14 protein-coding genes are annotated in these 14,893 nt (G+C 67.5%); 11 read left to right on the top strand and 3 right to left on the bottom strand.

Translation table 11 applies throughout. From position 1 onward, the window contains the following. Positions 1-95 precede the first annotated feature (95 nt). From ACM9LZ_RS12705 to ACM9LZ_RS12670, 8 genes are all read left to right on the top strand, one after another. Positions 96-746, top strand: a complete 651-nt coding sequence (locus ACM9LZ_RS12705; protein WP_416619843.1) for a beta/alpha barrel domain-containing protein — start codon at positions 96-98, stop codon at positions 744-746. A 10-nt stretch (positions 747-756) separates the two neighbouring features. Beyond that, positions 757-1,698, top strand: a complete 942-nt coding sequence (locus ACM9LZ_RS12700) for a nucleoside hydrolase (RefSeq protein ID WP_416619842.1) — start codon at positions 757-759, stop codon at positions 1,696-1,698. A 51-nt stretch (positions 1,699-1,749) separates the two neighbouring features. Further along, a complete protein-coding gene (locus ACM9LZ_RS12695) occupies positions 1,750-4,359 on the top strand; it encodes a winged helix-turn-helix domain-containing protein (RefSeq protein ID WP_416619841.1) in 2,610 nt (869 codons plus the stop codon). Positions 4,360-4,564: 205 nt separating this feature from the next. Further along, a complete protein-coding gene (locus ACM9LZ_RS12690; protein WP_416619840.1) occupies positions 4,565-5,641 on the top strand; it encodes a Rieske 2Fe-2S domain-containing protein in 1,077 nt (358 codons plus the stop codon). Between the two features lie 78 nt (positions 5,642-5,719). Next, a complete protein-coding gene (locus ACM9LZ_RS12685) occupies positions 5,720-7,795 on the top strand; it encodes a TonB-dependent receptor (protein WP_416619839.1) in 2,076 nt (691 codons plus the stop codon). Between the two features lie 72 nt (positions 7,796-7,867). Further along, on the top strand, positions 7,868-8,443 hold the full coding sequence (locus ACM9LZ_RS12680) for a DJ-1/PfpI family protein (RefSeq protein ID WP_416619838.1): 576 nt from the start codon (positions 7,868-7,870) through the stop codon (positions 8,441-8,443). Position 8,444: 1 nt separating this feature from the next. After that, complete coding sequence (locus ACM9LZ_RS12675; protein WP_416619837.1) at positions 8,445-8,885, top strand: SRPBCC family protein; 441 nt, start codon at positions 8,445-8,447, stop codon at positions 8,883-8,885. A 24-nt stretch (positions 8,886-8,909) separates the two neighbouring features. Next, positions 8,910-9,221: a 2Fe-2S iron-sulfur cluster-binding protein gene (locus tag ACM9LZ_RS12670; protein ID WP_416619836.1), complete on the top strand. Its 312-nt coding sequence runs from the start codon at positions 8,910-8,912 to the stop codon at positions 9,219-9,221. A 5-nt stretch (positions 9,222-9,226) separates the two neighbouring features. Here the strand turns inward: ACM9LZ_RS12670 and ACM9LZ_RS12665 are convergent, their stop codons facing one another. Further along, positions 9,227-9,853: a LysE family translocator gene (locus ACM9LZ_RS12665; RefSeq protein WP_416619835.1), complete on the bottom strand. Its 627-nt coding sequence runs from the start codon at positions 9,851-9,853 to the stop codon at positions 9,227-9,229. Positions 9,854-9,910: 57 nt separating this feature from the next. On the opposite strand from ACM9LZ_RS12665, the gene ACM9LZ_RS12660 reads away from it, so the two are divergent. Further along, positions 9,911-10,384, top strand: a complete 474-nt coding sequence (locus ACM9LZ_RS12660) for an Lrp/AsnC family transcriptional regulator (RefSeq protein ID WP_416619834.1) — start codon at positions 9,911-9,913, stop codon at positions 10,382-10,384. Next, positions 10,381-11,283, top strand: coding sequence for an aromatic amino acid exporter YddG (gene yddG / locus ACM9LZ_RS12655; RefSeq protein WP_416619833.1), 903 nt, complete (start codon positions 10,381-10,383; stop codon positions 11,281-11,283). Before ACM9LZ_RS12660 ends, yddG begins: the two co-directional genes overlap by 4 nt. 12 nt (positions 11,284-11,295) lie before the next feature. On the opposite strand, the gene ACM9LZ_RS12650 is transcribed toward yddG, so the two are convergent. Together ACM9LZ_RS12650 and ACM9LZ_RS12645 are read right to left on the bottom strand one after the other, a co-directional pair. Next, positions 11,296-12,081 carry an FAD binding domain-containing protein gene (locus ACM9LZ_RS12650; RefSeq protein ID WP_416619832.1) on the bottom strand — a complete coding sequence of 262 codons (786 nt, stop codon included), beginning with the start codon at positions 12,079-12,081 and terminating at the stop codon, positions 11,296-11,298. A gap of 4 nt (positions 12,082-12,085) precedes the next feature. Then, on the bottom strand, positions 12,086-12,562 hold the full coding sequence (locus ACM9LZ_RS12645) for a (2Fe-2S)-binding protein (RefSeq protein WP_416619899.1): 477 nt from the start codon (positions 12,560-12,562) through the stop codon (positions 12,086-12,088). Positions 12,563-12,836: 274 nt separating this feature from the next. Here ACM9LZ_RS12645 and ACM9LZ_RS12640 point away from each other — a divergent pair, with 274 nt between their 5' ends. Next, positions 12,837-14,891 (top strand): S9 family peptidase, encoded by a 2,055-nt coding sequence (locus ACM9LZ_RS12640; RefSeq protein ID WP_416619831.1) that lies wholly within the window; start codon positions 12,837-12,839, stop codon positions 14,889-14,891. Positions 14,892-14,893 lie beyond the last annotated feature (2 nt).

Raw genomic sequence — 14,893 nt, 5'->3', positions numbered from 1 at the left:
CGCGCCGACACCGATGGGCATAGCATTGATGAAAGTTGACTTAAACGTTTCATTTGTCCATTCTGCGCCAATCCCGTCCCTTTCGGAACCCCTCCATGCCCAAGCCCCTCTTCATCGCCTTCACCGGTGCGGACGATGCCGCCCTGCTGCCCGGCATGCAGGACCTGTCGGCACGCTACCCGATCGAATGGGGCATTCTGGTCGACAGGGACAGGCACGGCGTGCCGCTGTTTCCGGCCAGCGAGGTGCGGGCCGCCTTCCTGGCAGCGGATGGGCTGCGGCTGACGGCCCATGTCTGTGGCACCTGGGCGCGGGAGATCGTGACCGACCCCGATACGGCTGGCTTCGATCCCGCCGGGTTCCGGCGGGTTCAGGTCAATCACGGGTTCCAGGGCAGTGACGCCCCGCAGGTGGACCGCACGGGCCGGTTCGCCCGGCGCCACGGGATGCGCGCCGTGCTTCAGTGCGGCGGCGCGTTCCCGGCCGATGCGCAGGTGGACTGGCTCTACGACGTGTCATTCGGCACAGGCCGCCGGCCCACGCACTGGCCGCCGCTGCCGGCCTCCAATGCGCCTTTCTGCGGCTTTTCCGGCGGCATCGGCCCGGACAATGTGGCCGGCCTGCTGGCGGGACTGGAGGTGCCGGCGGGTGCGGATTTCTGGATCGACATGGAATCGGGCGTGCGCCGGGACGGCCGGTTCGACCTTGCCCATTGTGCCGCGGTCTGTCGTGCCGTCTATGGCTGAGGCCCCCGCCATGTCCCCGGCCGTCAAGATCATCCTGGATACCGATCCCGGCATCGATGATGCCATGGCCATGGCCATGCTGGCCGGCCTGCCGGAAATCGAACTGCTGGCCATCACGACGGTGTTCGGCAATGCCGACATCGCCATGACGACGCGCAACGCCCTGTTCCTGCGCCGGCATCTGGGCCTGAAAGCACCCGTCCACCAGGGGGCCGCGGGGCCGCTGGCCCGTCCGCGGGGGCCCGGGGCGCTGCATATCCACGGGGACAATGCGCTGGGCGGTATTGCCCTGCCGCCGGATACGGGGGAGCGGCCCGACGGGCTGGACGCGCCTGCCCATATCGCCAGCCTGCTGCGCCGCCATCCGGGCGAGGTCACGATCCTGGCCATCGGACCGCTGACCAACCTGGCGCTGGCGCTGCGCCGTGACCCGGCCATCGCGGGGCTGGCCCGGCAGGTGGTGGTCATGGGCGGGGCTTTCGGCACCGATGGCCGCTGGGGCAACGTGACCCCCACGGCCGAAGCCAATATCCACAATGACCCGGAGGCCGCGGGCGCGGTGCTGGCGGCCGGCTGGCCCGTCACGCTTGTGGGGCTGGATGTCACCGCGCGCTGCGTCCTGACCACGGGCCGGGCCGCGGCACTGCGCAACCGGGGCGCGACTGCCGCCATGCTATGGCAGGTCTCACGCTTCTATGCCGCGGCCTATGCCCGGTATGACGGGCTGGACGGATGCTGCCTGCATGATGTGGCGGCCGTGGCGCTGCTGGCTGCGCCGGAGCTGTTCACCTGCCAGACGGGCCGGGCACATGTCGTGCTGGACGGGCCGGAAACCGGGCGCACCCTGCTGGACCCGGCGCCGGACGGCCGGCACAGCGCCTGCATCGGCGTGGACGCGCCACGGCTGGTCGATCTGTTCATGGCGACCGTGATGGGGCCGGCGGGGACATGATGGCGCACATGCTTTAATCCCCCGGCGGGATTGTTGTATGGTGCGCGCCAAATGACCACCGCCGACGACTGGTTCCTGCAATCGAAGCTGAGGCCGCCCCGGATTCCGGGCGATACGGTCGACAGGCCCCGTCTGTCCGCGCTGGCCCTTGGCCCGGCGACGCCGCGGGCCGTCCTGGTCAGTGCGCCGGCCGGCTTCGGCAAGTCGACGCTGCTGACACAGGTCCATGCCCGTTTCACGGCCGACGGGGTCACGTCGGGCTGGGTGCAGCTTGACGAGCACGACCGCCATCCGCAACGCCTGGCCGCCGCCATGCTGATGGCCCTGCGTGAGGCGGGGGCCGATTTCGTCCCGGCCCATGCCTATGCCAGCGACCCCACGGCCGATGCCGACGACCTGCTGCGCCGGCTGATCGCCGGCATCACGGAACGCGGCCAGCCCGTTGCCCTGTTCCTGGACGATATCCATCGTTGCCAGTCAACCGGCACCGCCCGGCTTCTGCAGGCCCTGCTGGACCGGCAGCCGGAAAACCTGTCGCTGTTCCTGTCCAGCCGCGTGCGGCCCGGCCTGCGGCTGGCCCAGCACCATGCCACGGGACGACTGGTGAACGTGGACCACCATGCCCTGCGTTTTTCCTGCCAGGAGGCCGGGTCGCTGTTCGGCAATGTGCTGGACGGGCAGGAACTGGGCCTGCTGGTGCAGCGGACCGAAGGGTGGGCCGTGTCGCTGCGGCTGGCCCGGCTGTGGATGAGCCGCGCGGCCGCGCCCGATGGCGGCTCCGTCACCCGCTTCACGGGCCGAAGCAGCAACATGGCAGAATATTTCGCGGAGGAGATCCTGCAGGACCTGCCACCCGAGCGTCAGGATTTCCTGATGCGGACCAGCATCCTGGAACGGATCGGTGGCGAGGTGGCCGCCGAATTGACGGGCATGCCCGACAGTTGGGCCATCCTGGACGAGCTGGAGCGCCACGACCTGCTGTTGGTCCCCCTGGATGCCGATCGCAACTGGTATCGATATCACAATGTCCTGTCGGACTTCCTGCGCGACCGGCTTCGGCGCCTGCAAGGGGCAGCGGCGGTCAAGGCGCTGCACCGCAAGGCGGCATGCTGGTTCGCGGCCAGCGGGGTGATGGCCGATGCCGTGCATCATGCCCGCGCCGCCGGGGATGAGGAACTGGCACTGGATCTGGTGGAGCGGGCCGGCGGCTGGCGCCTGGCCCTGCGCGGCGGCATGCACGGGCTGCGCAGCCTGGAAGGCCTGGGCGCCGGGCGGCTGGCCGAGTTCCCGCGCGTGCGGCTGGGCCAGATCTATCTGCTGGCCCAGGACGGGCATGTCGCCCAGGCCCGCGCCGCCTTTGGCGAACTGGACCGTGCCACGGGCGGCTTCCGCAACGGGCCCGACGCGGCCCGCCTGTTCGCGGAAAGCCGGGCCGTGGAAAGCATCCTGCGCATCTATGAGGACCGGCAGGTCTCGCTTGCCGACGTCCTCATGCTGGATGACATCGTCCGGCGCGAGGGGCCGGGACCGGGCGATCTGCACCTGCAGGTCACGCTGACCAGCCTGCGCATCATCGCCCTGTTCGATGCGGGTGATTATCGCGCCGTCACCCGCGACGGGGAACAGGCGGCACTGGGTCAGCGGCAGCAGGGCGCCCCCTATGCCGAAATCTACCTCTATGCCTATATCGGGCTGGCCTATCTGTTCACGGGTGCCGTGCTGCAGGCGCGGACGGCCTTCCGCACCATGCTGGACCGGGCCAGCAGCGTCTATGGCCCCGACAGCAATCAGGCAACCACGGCCCGGCTGCTGCTGGGGGCCGCACTCTATGACGCGGGGGAGGCGACCGACGCCGCCGCCATGTGCCTGCCGGCGTTGCAAGGCGCGGACCGGCTGGACGCCTGGTTCGAGGTCTATGCCGCCGGCTATCTGACGGCTGCCGGACTGGCCGCCGATGCCGGCGATGCGGCCGGCGGGCTGGATATCCTGGGCCAGGGGCTGGTGACGGCCAGACGGCGCGGATTGGGCCGGCTGGAAGCGCTCCTGTCCATCGCCCGCATCGACCTGCTGACGGCCGCCGGGGAACTGGCGGCTGCCCGCGCCGCGCACGAGGCCATCCGGCCGCATCTGGTGTTTGAAGGGACGCCGCTGCGCCTGACCGCGCCCCGCATCTTCGCCCATGCCCGGCTGCTGCTGGCGGAAGGCCAGGCCGTCCCGGCCCTGGCAGAGGTGGAGGCCCTGCTGCCGCTGCTGCACCATGCCGGCCTGATGCAGTGGGAGGTACGGGCCCGTCTGCTGCGCGCGTCGGTGCTGGATGCCCTGGACCGCCCGGCAGAGGCGAAGGAGGAACGCGCGGCAGCCGAGGCCCTGGCCGGGGGCCAGCCGCTGCGCGGCTTGGCACGGTCCCGCGCAGGGGTGACCACCGCCGTCCTGCCCGCACCCGCAACCACCAACCCGCCGCCGGGCGGCCTGTCGGCACGGGAATGGGAAGTGGTGGTGGAGCTGTCGGGCGGCTGCTCCAACAAGGAGATTGCCCGCCATCTGGGCATTACCGAAGGCACGGTGAAGAACCACCGCAAGAATATCTATCGCAAGCTGGGCACCAGCAGCCGGTCCCGCATCGTGGCGCTGGTCCAGGGCGGCGGGGCGCCCCTGCCGTAACCCCAGCCGCGGAGATGCAGCGGAGATGCCACGGCACACATCGCCGCGCGCCCGCTCCTGTTCCTGCCACCATCCCCTGTGGGGACATCCCCCACTAGCCCCGGCGGTGACCTGATTGCTGTCCCCACAGGGGACATGGCCGGTGCTGCCTCACCCTCATTACTCTGCCCGCCAAAGCATGCGGCAGAACAACGGTGAGGCGACAATGTCGGACCTGGACAGGCTTTACGATCGGATCAATGAGGAAAACCGGCCTCATCTGGAAGGAGCATTCCCGCGCGAGCAGTCGATCGACCGCCGGCGGCAAGGCCGCGGGGTGATCTTCGAAGGGGATGACGGCGTCTTCACCCAAAGCTGGTTCCCCATCTGCCGGTCCAGCGAACTGCCGGCCGGCAAGGTGCTGGGCAGCAATTTCCTGGACGGGCAGGTGGTGGCGTTCCGCGATGCGGACGGCATCGCCAATGTCGTCAGCGCCTATTGCCCGCACAATGGCGCCAATCTGGCCCAGGGCGACCTGGTAGGGGGGGAGTTGCGCTGCGCCTTCCACCACTGGTGCTTCGACGGCAAGGGAAGCTGCACCCGCACGGGCAGCGGCGACCCCGTGCCGCCCCGGGCCAAGCTGTTCAAATATCCGACCGTGGAGCGCTACGGCCTGGTCTGGGCCTTCAATGGCGAGGAACCGCTGTGGCACCTGCCCGACCTGGGCCTGCCGGACGAGGAACTGACCTTCCATGCCGACATCCCGCATATCGACCTGCTGGCCGATCCCTGGGTGTTCATGTGCAACACGCTGGATTTCAACCATGTGAAATGCCTGCACGGCATTGATATCGATGGGGATGACCCGGCCGAGGACATCGTCTGGGCGCCGCATTCCGTCTCCTACGACCTGACGGGCATCTTCCGGGAGACCGGGGCGCGCATCAGCTACAGCCTGGCTATCCACGGGTCGAACATCTTCCTGCAGACGGGCGAGGCCAACGGGCGCTGGTTCGCGTTCCTGTTCCCGCTGGGGCTTCTGCGGCCTGGGACACAGCGCTGCTATTTCATCATCGCCACGCGCAAGAGCGATGGCACGCCCGAGGATGATGCCAAGGTCCAGGAGACGCTGGATTTCGCCATGAAACTGGAACGGTTCGTGGTCAGCCAGGATATCGGCGTGCTGAACTCCATCCGCTTCACGCGCGGACAATTCACGCGCTCCGACAAGGCGCTGAGCAAGTTCCTGGACCATATCGCCCGCTTCCCGCGGGCCCATCCGGGCGCCGCCCATATCCGCTGACGCCCCCGGACCCCACCGGTCCGGTCACAAGAATGGCCGCCGCAAGGGCGGCCGCGTTACAGGAAGAGGCCTCATAAGATGAAGAAGAATTGCGCACGCGGGCTGCTGCCCGCGCTGGCCATCCTCGCCCTCGCCCCGCCGGCCACGGCGCAGGGCGCCATGGGTAGAGAGCCGCGAAGCGCCACGGCTTTCGAGCTTGAGGAGATCGTCGTGACGGCACGCAAGCGCGTGGAGCGCCTGCAGGATGTGCCCGACAGCATCACCGCCCTGTCGGCCTCGGCCCTGGAGGAGCGCGGCGTGGAAGGCATCGGCGATGTGCTGGATTTCGTGCCGGGCCTGTCCATGGCCCAAGGGCAGAATCCCGGCACGGTCACAATCTCCGCCCGCGGCATCAGCCAGGTGCGCAACGGCGAGGCGCCGGTGGCCATCGTCATCGACGGCGTGCAGCTTTCCAGCCCCAACCAGATCACGCAGGAACTGTATGATCTGGAGCGGGTGGAGGTGCTGAAGGGACCGCAAGGGGCGCTTTACGGTCGCAACGCCATTGCCGGCGCCATCAATATCGTCACGCGCGAGCCCGGCAACGATCCGGAATTCACCGCCCGCGCCGAACTGGCCAACGGTGGCGACCGCAAGTTGCGCCTGGCCGGGTCCGGCGCGCTGGTGGAGGACAAGGTGCTGGTCCGTGCCTCTCTGGGCTGGCGCAATTTCGACGGGCTGATCCGCAACCGCACGCTGGATCGCAAGGCGGACTTCCAGGAGGAATGGACGGGACGGGCGCGCGTCATCGTGAAACCCACGGATGATGTCTCCATCGACCTGCGCGGCTCCTTCTCCAACCTGGAGGCAGGCGCCGCCTATTACGTGGCCCTGCCTGACGGTATGCCCAACAATACCAGCATTCCCGTTCTGGCCGATGTGCTGGGCGACGGTTTCCGCCGGCTGCGGGATGTTTCGGCCAAGCTGGATTACGAGGTGGGCGGCGGCACGATCACGGCCGTCACCGCCTATTCCTCCACCCATGAATTCTTTCACGAGGATCTGGACTGGCTGCCGCAATCCATCCTGGAAGCGTCGCAGGATCTGCGGGTCGAGGCGGTCAGCCAGGAATTGCGCTTCACCTCCGACGCCACGGGCCCGCTGCGCTATGTGGTGGGCGCCTATTGGCTGGACACCGACCGCGAGGTGCGCACCGAGGTGTTCGCCAATGTCGGTGGCAGCATGCTGAGCGTGGCCGACACGCCGGAGGCCAACCGCAACCGCGCGCTGGCCGGGTTCGGCCAGTTGAATTACGATATCGCGGAAGGCACCGAACTGACGTTGGCCATGCGCTACGACACGGATCGCCGTCGCCAGACGGACCCGCGAACAGGCATCACCCGGCAGAAAAGCTTCGATGCCTGGCAGCCAAAGGCATCCATTTCATACCGGCTGGATGCGGACATGATGGCCTATGCCACCTGGGCCAAGGGCTTCCGATCCGGCGGTTTCAACGCGCCCAGCGGCGTGTTCGCACCCGTGTTCCGGGCAGAAGATGCCAATTCCTATGAACTGGGCCTGAAATCGGAGATGCTGGACCGCCGGGTCGTCCTGAACCTGTCGGCCTACAGCACGAAATATGATAACCAGCAGACCTTCCTGCTGGACGCCACGACCGGGGCGCAGGGCATCGTCAATATCGCCAGGGCCACGGCGCGCGGACTGGAGGCGGAACTGACCGCCCGCCTGGCACGCGGGCTGGACGCCAACGCCTCCGTCAGCCTGATCGATAGCGGGATCGACGATTTCGACGGCACCGGCCTCTACAAGGGCAATCAGGTGCCCTATGTCAACGGCTGGTCCTATGCGCTGGGGCTCAGCTACACCACCGACCTGCCGGGCGGCAGTTCGCTGACCAGCCGCGTCGATTACACGGCCAATGGCGACCTTTCCTTCCATGTCGACAATGACGACAAGCGGTCGCCCGTGCATCTGGTCGATCTGCGCCTGTCCTGGGAAACCGGGCCACTGACCCTGACCGGCTATGTGAAGAACCTGTTCGACGAACGCTATTCGGTGGAGTTCTTCGCACGGGAATTCATCGGCACCGCGCAGGATATCCGCTGGCCGAACGAGCCGCGCCGCCTGGGCCTGGAAGCCGTCTGGCGCTTCTGATCCCCCCCCTCCGGAAACCACCAACAGAGGCCCCCCGCCATGTCGGGCAAGGGGGGCCGGGAGAGATGATCCATGTCGCCCAAGAACATCCTGATGCTCGTCGGGGATTTCGTCGAGGATTACGAAGCCATGGTGCCCTTTCAGGCGCTGACCATGGTGGGCCATCATGTCCAGGCCGTCTGCCCCGGCAAGCGGGCCGGCGACTGGGTGGAAACCGCCGTGCATGATTTCGAGGGATTTCAGACCTATACCGAGAAGCGGGGCCACCGTTTCCTGCTGAACGGCGATTTTTCCGGCGCCCGGCCGGAGGATTTCGACGCGCTGTATCTGCCCGGCGGGCGGGCGCCGGAATATCTGCGCATGAAGGAGGAGGTGCAGGCCCTGATCCGTTCCTTCTTCCAGGCCGGCAAGCCCGTGGCCTGCATCTGCCATGGCGGGCAGTTCCTGTCGGCGGCGGGCGTGCTGGCAGGACGGCAGGTCACCTTCTATCCCGACATCCGGCCGGAAGTGGAACTGGCCGGGGCCACCTGGATGGACGTGCCCATGGATACGGCCGTGGTCGATGGCAACCTGGTCACGGGCGGCGCCTGGCCCACCCATCCCGACTTCCTGGCCAAGTTCCTGGCCGTGCTGGACGGGGGCCGGTGACATGCGGGTGGAGATCGACATTGCCCGCCGCATGGAGGCCCCGGCCGACACGGTCTGGGCCCTGGTCGGTGCCTTCGGGTCCGACGCGCTGACCCATGGCTATGTGAAGCGGGTGGAGGTGGAAGGCGAGGGCCTGGGGGCCGTGCGTACCTATCACACCGTGGAACGGCTGGGTGGGGCGCCCGTGCGCCAGCGGCTGGACATCCTGGACCCGGTGGACCGCGTCATCGGCTATCGCATGATCGACAATGGCAATGTGCCCTGGACGGATTATGCCGGCACGATCCGCGTCACACTCTGCGGCCCCGAAGCCTGCGCGGTGTCGATGCACCTGCATTACATCCCGTTCGGCGCGGACGAACAGACCTGCCGCGCGCTGTCGCGGCAGAATGTGGATGCCTATTTTGCCAACCTGGACCGGGCCCTGGGCCTGGATGCCTGACCGCCGCCTTCCGGAGCCATGCCGATGCCGACCGTGACCGTCACCACCCCGCATGAGGGAACCCGCCGGGTGGAATTGCAAACGGGCACCAGCCTGATGGAAGGGCTGAAGGATGCCGGCATCGACATCGCCGCCATTTGCGGCGGGGCCTGTTCCTGCGCCACCTGCCATGTGCATCTGGACCCGGCCCGGATGGCGGACCTGCCGCCCGCCGGGCCGGAAGAACAGGAACTTCTGGGGGATTTGGACGATTATCGCCCGGACCGGTCACGCCTTTCCTGCCAGATACCGGTTACAGATGCGCTGGACGGGCTGTCGCTGTCGCTGGCCCCGTAAAGGGTTCACCCTACCCAGGCCGCGCCCAGCGTATAGATGCCCAGCAGGCCCAGCACGACGCCGGTGCCGATATTGATCCAATGCACGGTCCGGCCCGTGACGCGGCGGCGCAGCAGGGTGACGCCGCCGCACAGCACCACCCACCATAGCAGCGATCCGGCGAAGATGCCGGCCACCAGCGTCCCATCCTCCGCCGGTCCCCTTGTATTGCCGAAGCCGATGACGATGGCGCTCATCCCCAGGATGGTGACCGGGTTGGTCGCAGTCAGGAAGAAGCCGGTGAAGGTGGCGGCGGTCAGGTTGCCCGCCACCGGTTCCGCCGCCAGGGGCCGCGGCTCACGCATCAGGCTGTGGACGGCGACGGCCAGCAGGAAAGTACCGCCCAACACCTGCAACAGCCGCATATTGCCCGTGATCATGTCCAGCACGGCCGTAATGCCGAAGGCGGCCACGGCGCTGAAGGCCGCGTCCGCGATGGCCGCCCCCAGCCCCGTCGCCAGCCCCGTGGACAGGCCGCGTTCCAGTGACCGGCGGATGCAGAGCAGCCCGATCGGCCCCACGGGGGCGGCGATGATCACCCCCAGCACGACCCCGCGCCAGAAAATCCCGATATCGTCCAGCAATTCCAGCACCTTCCCCGCGCCAATCGGTTGGCGCAGGGACCGACATCCGGTTAGGATGCGGCCACCATGCCCGACCGCGCCCCCTCCCCGCTCGACCTTCTTGACGATATCGGCCTGCATCTGCTGCGTGAGCTGCAGCGCGATGCCCGCCAATCCTTCGCCGATCTGGCACGCCAGGTGGGGCTGACCCCTCCAGCCGTCGCCGAACGTGTGCGGCGGATGGAAGCCACGGGCCTGATACAGGGCTACCGGGCAGAGGTCAACCGCGCCGCCCTGGGCCTGAAGCTGACAGCCTTCGTCCGGGTGCGCACCTATCCCGGCCACGACCGGGACCTGGAAATTTTCGCCCATGACCGGCGGGAGGTGCTGGAGTGCCATGAGGTGGCGGGAGAGGACAGCTACATGCTGAAGGTGGCCGCCATGGACGTGCCGCATTTCAACCGGGTGCTGACCGCCATATCGGCCTTTGGCGCGACGCACAGCACGATGATCCTGTCCACCAAGACAGGCCCCCGACCGTTGGAGCCCTTCGAACCATGATTGCCGTGACCGGTCCCGTCCAGACCCCCACCAGCATCCGCCGGGCCACGCTGGTCGGCGGCACCGCCATCCTGATGTGGTCCACTTTGGCGCTGTTGACGGCGCAGGCGGCACCGGTGCCGCCCTTCCTGCTGGTGGCGCTTTCCTTTGGGGTCGGCGGGATGGTCAGCCTTTGCGTCATCCTGGCCACGCGCCGCCCGCTGCTGGCGGTGCTGCGCCAGCCGGCGCCTGTCTGGCTGCTGGGGATCGGCGGGCTGTTCGGCTACCATTTTCTCTATTTCCTGGCACTGCGCACCGCCCCGGCGGCCGAAGCCAACCTGATCAACTATCTGTGGCCGCTGCTGATCGTGCTGTTCGCCGGCCTGTTGCCGGGGGAAAGACTGGGTCGCGCACAACTACTGGGCGCCGTGACCGGACTGGCTGGAACGCTGCTACTGGTCACGGGCGGGCGCGGTTTGGCGGTGGCGACTGAACATCTGCCGGGATACCTTTCGGCCCTGGCCTGCGCCGTAACCTGGGCCGGCTATTCGGTGCTGAGCCGGCGGTTCGGCGCGGTGCCGACGGAAATCGTCGCCTTCTTCTGTCTTGCCACGGCCGTCCTGGCCGTTCCCTGCCACCTGCTGTTCGAACAGACATTGTGGCCAGCCGGACCGGGGGGCTGGCTGACGGTGCTGGCCATGGGCGTGGGCCCGGTGGGGCTGGCCTTCTTCGTCTGGGACCATGGGGTGAAACGGGGGGACATCCAGACCCTGGGCGCCTTGTCCTATACCACCCCGCTGCTGTCCACGGCCTTGCTGATCGCAGCCGGACGGGCGGGGTGGAACTGGCCGGTGGCCGGCGCCTGCCTGCTGATCATGGGCGGCGCCATCATCGCCGGCCGCAGCCTGCGCCGGGCCTGATACCCCTTTCCTTTACCCAACCGCCCGGCGCACCAGCACGCCTGCCAGATGCGCCCGGTATTCGGCCGATGCGTGCATATCGGCATTCAGGCCATTGGCCGGCAGGGTCAGGCCGGACAAGGCGGCGGGGGAGAAATCGGCGGCCAAGGCCGTTTCCGCAGCGGTCCAGCGGAATACGCAATCGGCAACGCCCGTCACGGCCACGCGCACCTGCCCGCCGCGCCGCACCACGAACGCGCCGGCCAGGGCATAGCGGCTGGCTGGATGCGGGGCCTTGGCATAGCACGCATGGTCGGCGGCCGCGACCCCGATGGCCGTGACGATCTCGCCCGGTGCCAGGGCTGTTTCGAACAGGCCCGTGAAGAAGTCGCCGGCCGCGATGTCCCGCCGGTCGGTGTGGATGACGGCATCCAGTGCCAGCAATGCTGCGGGATAATCGGCGGCGGGATCGGCATTGGCCACCGATCCCCCGATGGTGCCGCGGTTGCGCACCTGGGGGTCACCGATATGCGCCGCCAGATCGGCCAGCCCCGGCAGCACGGCACGCACGGCGGCACTACCGGCCACGGTGGCATGGGTGGCCATGGCACCGATGCGAACCCGCCCCTCCGTCGCCGTGATGGCCCGCAACGCCGGAATGGCGGACAGGTCCACCAGCAGGGAGGGCTGGGCCAGCCGCTGCTTCAGCGTGGGGATCAGGGTCTGGCCGCCGGCCAGCGCCCTGGCATCCTCATCCTGCGACAGGAGAGCCGTGGCATCGGACAGGCTGGCGGGGCGGCGATAGTCGAAATCATACATCGCCTCACCCTTCCTGCATGGCACGGGCACCGGCGCGCACGGCCTTCACGATATTCTGATAGCCCGTGCAGCGGCACAGATTGCCTTCCAGGCCGGACCGGATCGTCACCTCCTCCAGGTCGGGGGCGGTGCGGGCCAGATCGATGGCGCCCATCACCATGCCGGGCGTGCAGAAGCCGCATTGCAGACCGTGATGCTCCCGGAAAGCCGCCTGCATCGGGTGCAATGTGCCATCCGCGCCGGCCAGTCCCTCGATCGTCAGCACATCGGCCCCGTCGGCCTGCACCGCCAGCACGGCACAGCTCTTCACCGACCGGCCGTCCAGATGCACGACACAGGCCCCGCACTGGCTGGTGTCGCAGCCGATATGGGTACCCGTCAGGCCCAGCACATCGCGCAGCAGATGCGCCAGCAACAGCCGCGGTTCGACGGCACGGGTGACGGACGCGCCATTGACGGTCAGCGAGATTTCGACGGGCATCATCTCCCCCCAAAAGGCCGGTTCAGATTGGCAAATTCTTGTTTTCATTCGCTTTTCAGACACCAAGCCTAAACATGCCGGCCGGTCCCGTCAAGCCGGTCGGCCAGGATCGGCAACGGGGGCGCCGGCCCCTGCGCCGATGGTTGCATCGGACGGCACCGCAATGCCTATCCCGTGCAATCGTCACCGGTTGGTAACGCTTCTGTTACAGCGCTGTACCCCCTTTGGCCCGGCTGGCATCTTTGCGTGCAAATCCGGATGGATGGAGGATTTGATGCGATTGTGCAATTTGGCGCGGGTCCGGCTGGTATTGACGGCCGCAGCGCTGGTGCTGGCCGTTCCTGCCGGGGCGCAGGATGGCAAGGTGATGGGCGCCACGGAGATGTGGGGGCTGAAGCGCCTGTCCTCCCCCGCGCTGTCACCGGATGGCAGGACCGCCCTGGTGACGGTTTCCACCTTCGACCTGAAGACCGACAAGCGCGACGCCGATCTGTGGCTGTTCCCCGTGGAAGGCGGCCCGGCCCGGCAACTGACCACCGACCCCGCAGCAGAAGGCGACGCAACCTGGAGCCCGGACGGCCGGTTCGTCGCCTTCGTCGCCAAGCGGGACGACGACAAGGCGCCGCAGCTCTACATCATCCCCGTGGCGGGGGGCGAGGCCCGGCGGCTGACGACCGTACCCACGGGCATTCGCACGCCCAAATGGCTGCCCGACAGCCAGGGCCTGGTCTTCCTGTCGCGTGTCTGGCCCGAGCTGACCGGCTGGGAGGAGCAGGAAAAGCGCCTGAAGGAGCGTGACGAGAGCAAGATGACGGCGAAGGTCTGGGACAAGGCGCCGCTGTCCTATTTCGACCGTTACCTGGACGACCGGGAAAATCATCTCTACGTCACCGACATCACAGGGGCGGCACCGCGCGCGCTGACGGTGAACACTGGTGTTTCAGTCCATTACAATGAAGGTTCCGCCCCGTTCGACATCGCGCCCGACGGCAAGGAAATCGCCTTTCCCGTCAATGTCGACAAGGTGGGCAACCGGCCCAATATCGACCTGTTCACCCTGCCACTGGCCGGCGGTACGGCACAGAACATCACGGCCGCCAACGTGACCGGTCCCGACAGCGGCCCCGCCTATTCCCCGGATGGCAAGTATCTGGCCTATCGTCAGCGCACGATCTACGGTTTTTATGGCGAGAATGCCCGCCTGATGGTGCGCGACCGTGCCACGGGTGCCGTGCGCGATGTGACGGAGGGGTTCGACCGGTCGGCGGATGATATCGTCTGGGCCCCCGATTCCAGCGCCATCTATGGCTCGGTCGACGATGCGGCCACCCAGCGCGTCTACCGCTATGATCCGCGCGGCCGCGCGGCACCGCGCCGCCTGACGGAAGGTGGCGGCGACGTCACTGATATCGATGTGGCCGGCCGGTCCATGATCGGCCTGCGCCAGTCGCTGTCGGCCCCGGCGGAACTGATCGCCATCGACCCGCGATCGGGCAAGGTGCGGGAGATTTCGACGGCCAATGGCACCGCCCTGGCCGGTTTCACGCTGGGCAAGGTGGAAAGCGTGACCTACAAGGGCGCCAACGACGCCGATATCCAGATGTGGGTCGTCTATCCGCCGGGTTTCGACCCGTCGAAGAAGTATCCGGCCCTGATGCTGGTCCATGGCGGGCCGCACAACGCCATTTCCGATGCTTTCTCCTACCGCTGGAACGCCCAGGTCTTCGCGGGCTGGGGTTATGTCGTCACCTGGCATAATTTCCACGGGTCGAGCGGGTTCGGCCAGGCCTTCACCGACAGCATCAACCCCGAATGGGGCGAGGTCCCCTATCAGGATACGATGAAGGCCGCCGAATGGCTGGCGGCCAGGCCGTTCATCGACAAGGACCGCATGGCTGCGGCGGGCGCCTCCTATGGCGGCTATCTGACCAGCTTCATCCTGGGCCGGGAACATCCGTTCAAGACGCTGGTCATCCACGCCGCCGTTTATAACCTCTATACCCAGTACGCCGCCGATTTCAGCGGCAGCCAGTCGCGGTTCAAAGAATATTGGGAAGACCCGGCAGTCATCGCCCGCAACTCACCGCACATGCAGGCCGGCAATTTCCGGACACCGACCCTGGTGCTGCACGGGGAACAGGACCTGCGCGTCCCCATCAACCATGGGATCGAGCTGTTCAACACCCTACAGCGGCGCGGCGTTGAAAGCCGGCTGGTCTATTTCCCCGACGAGAACCACTGGATCCTGAAGCCGCAGAACAGCATCTTCTGGTATGCCGAGGTGGAACGCTGGCTGAAAGCCCATGTCGCGCCGGGTGCCACGCCCTGACA

Source organism: Niveispirillum fermenti, assembly GCF_048066175.1.
Classification (GTDB): Bacteria; Pseudomonadota; Alphaproteobacteria; order Azospirillales; family Azospirillaceae; genus Niveispirillum; species Niveispirillum fermenti.
This window is presented reverse-complemented; position numbering and strand designations above follow the sequence as displayed.

Bases quoted from the DNA above. Each gene is read 5' to 3' on its own strand.
- ACM9LZ_RS12685 (WP_416619839.1), top strand. From the start codon at position 5,720: ATGAAGAAGAATTGCGCACGCGGGCTGCTGCCCGCGCTGGCCATCCTC.
- ACM9LZ_RS12705 (WP_416619843.1), top strand. From the start codon at position 96: ATGCCCAAGCCCCTCTTCATCGCCTTCACCGGTGCGGACGATGCCGCC.
- yddG (WP_416619833.1), top strand. From the start codon at position 10,381: ATGATTGCCGTGACCGGTCCCGTCCAGACCCCCACCAGCATCCGCCGG.
- ACM9LZ_RS12700 (WP_416619842.1), top strand. From the start codon at position 757: ATGTCCCCGGCCGTCAAGATCATCCTGGATACCGATCCCGGCATCGAT.
- ACM9LZ_RS12650 (WP_416619832.1), bottom strand. From the start codon at position 12,081: ATGTATGATTTCGACTATCGCCGCCCCGCCAGCCTGTCCGATGCCACG.
- ACM9LZ_RS12670 (WP_416619836.1), top strand. From the start codon at position 8,910: ATGCCGACCGTGACCGTCACCACCCCGCATGAGGGAACCCGCCGGGTG.
- ACM9LZ_RS12640 (WP_416619831.1), top strand. From the start codon at position 12,837: ATGCGATTGTGCAATTTGGCGCGGGTCCGGCTGGTATTGACGGCCGCA.
- ACM9LZ_RS12645 (WP_416619899.1), bottom strand. From the start codon at position 12,562: ATGCCCGTCGAAATCTCGCTGACCGTCAATGGCGCGTCCGTCACCCGT.
- ACM9LZ_RS12690 (WP_416619840.1), top strand. From the start codon at position 4,565: ATGTCGGACCTGGACAGGCTTTACGATCGGATCAATGAGGAAAACCGG.
- ACM9LZ_RS12660 (WP_416619834.1), top strand. From the start codon at position 9,911: ATGCCCGACCGCGCCCCCTCCCCGCTCGACCTTCTTGACGATATCGGC.
- ACM9LZ_RS12695 (WP_416619841.1), top strand. From the start codon at position 1,750: ATGACCACCGCCGACGACTGGTTCCTGCAATCGAAGCTGAGGCCGCCC.
- ACM9LZ_RS12675 (WP_416619837.1), top strand. From the start codon at position 8,445: ATGCGGGTGGAGATCGACATTGCCCGCCGCATGGAGGCCCCGGCCGAC.
- ACM9LZ_RS12680 (WP_416619838.1), top strand. From the start codon at position 7,868: ATGTCGCCCAAGAACATCCTGATGCTCGTCGGGGATTTCGTCGAGGAT.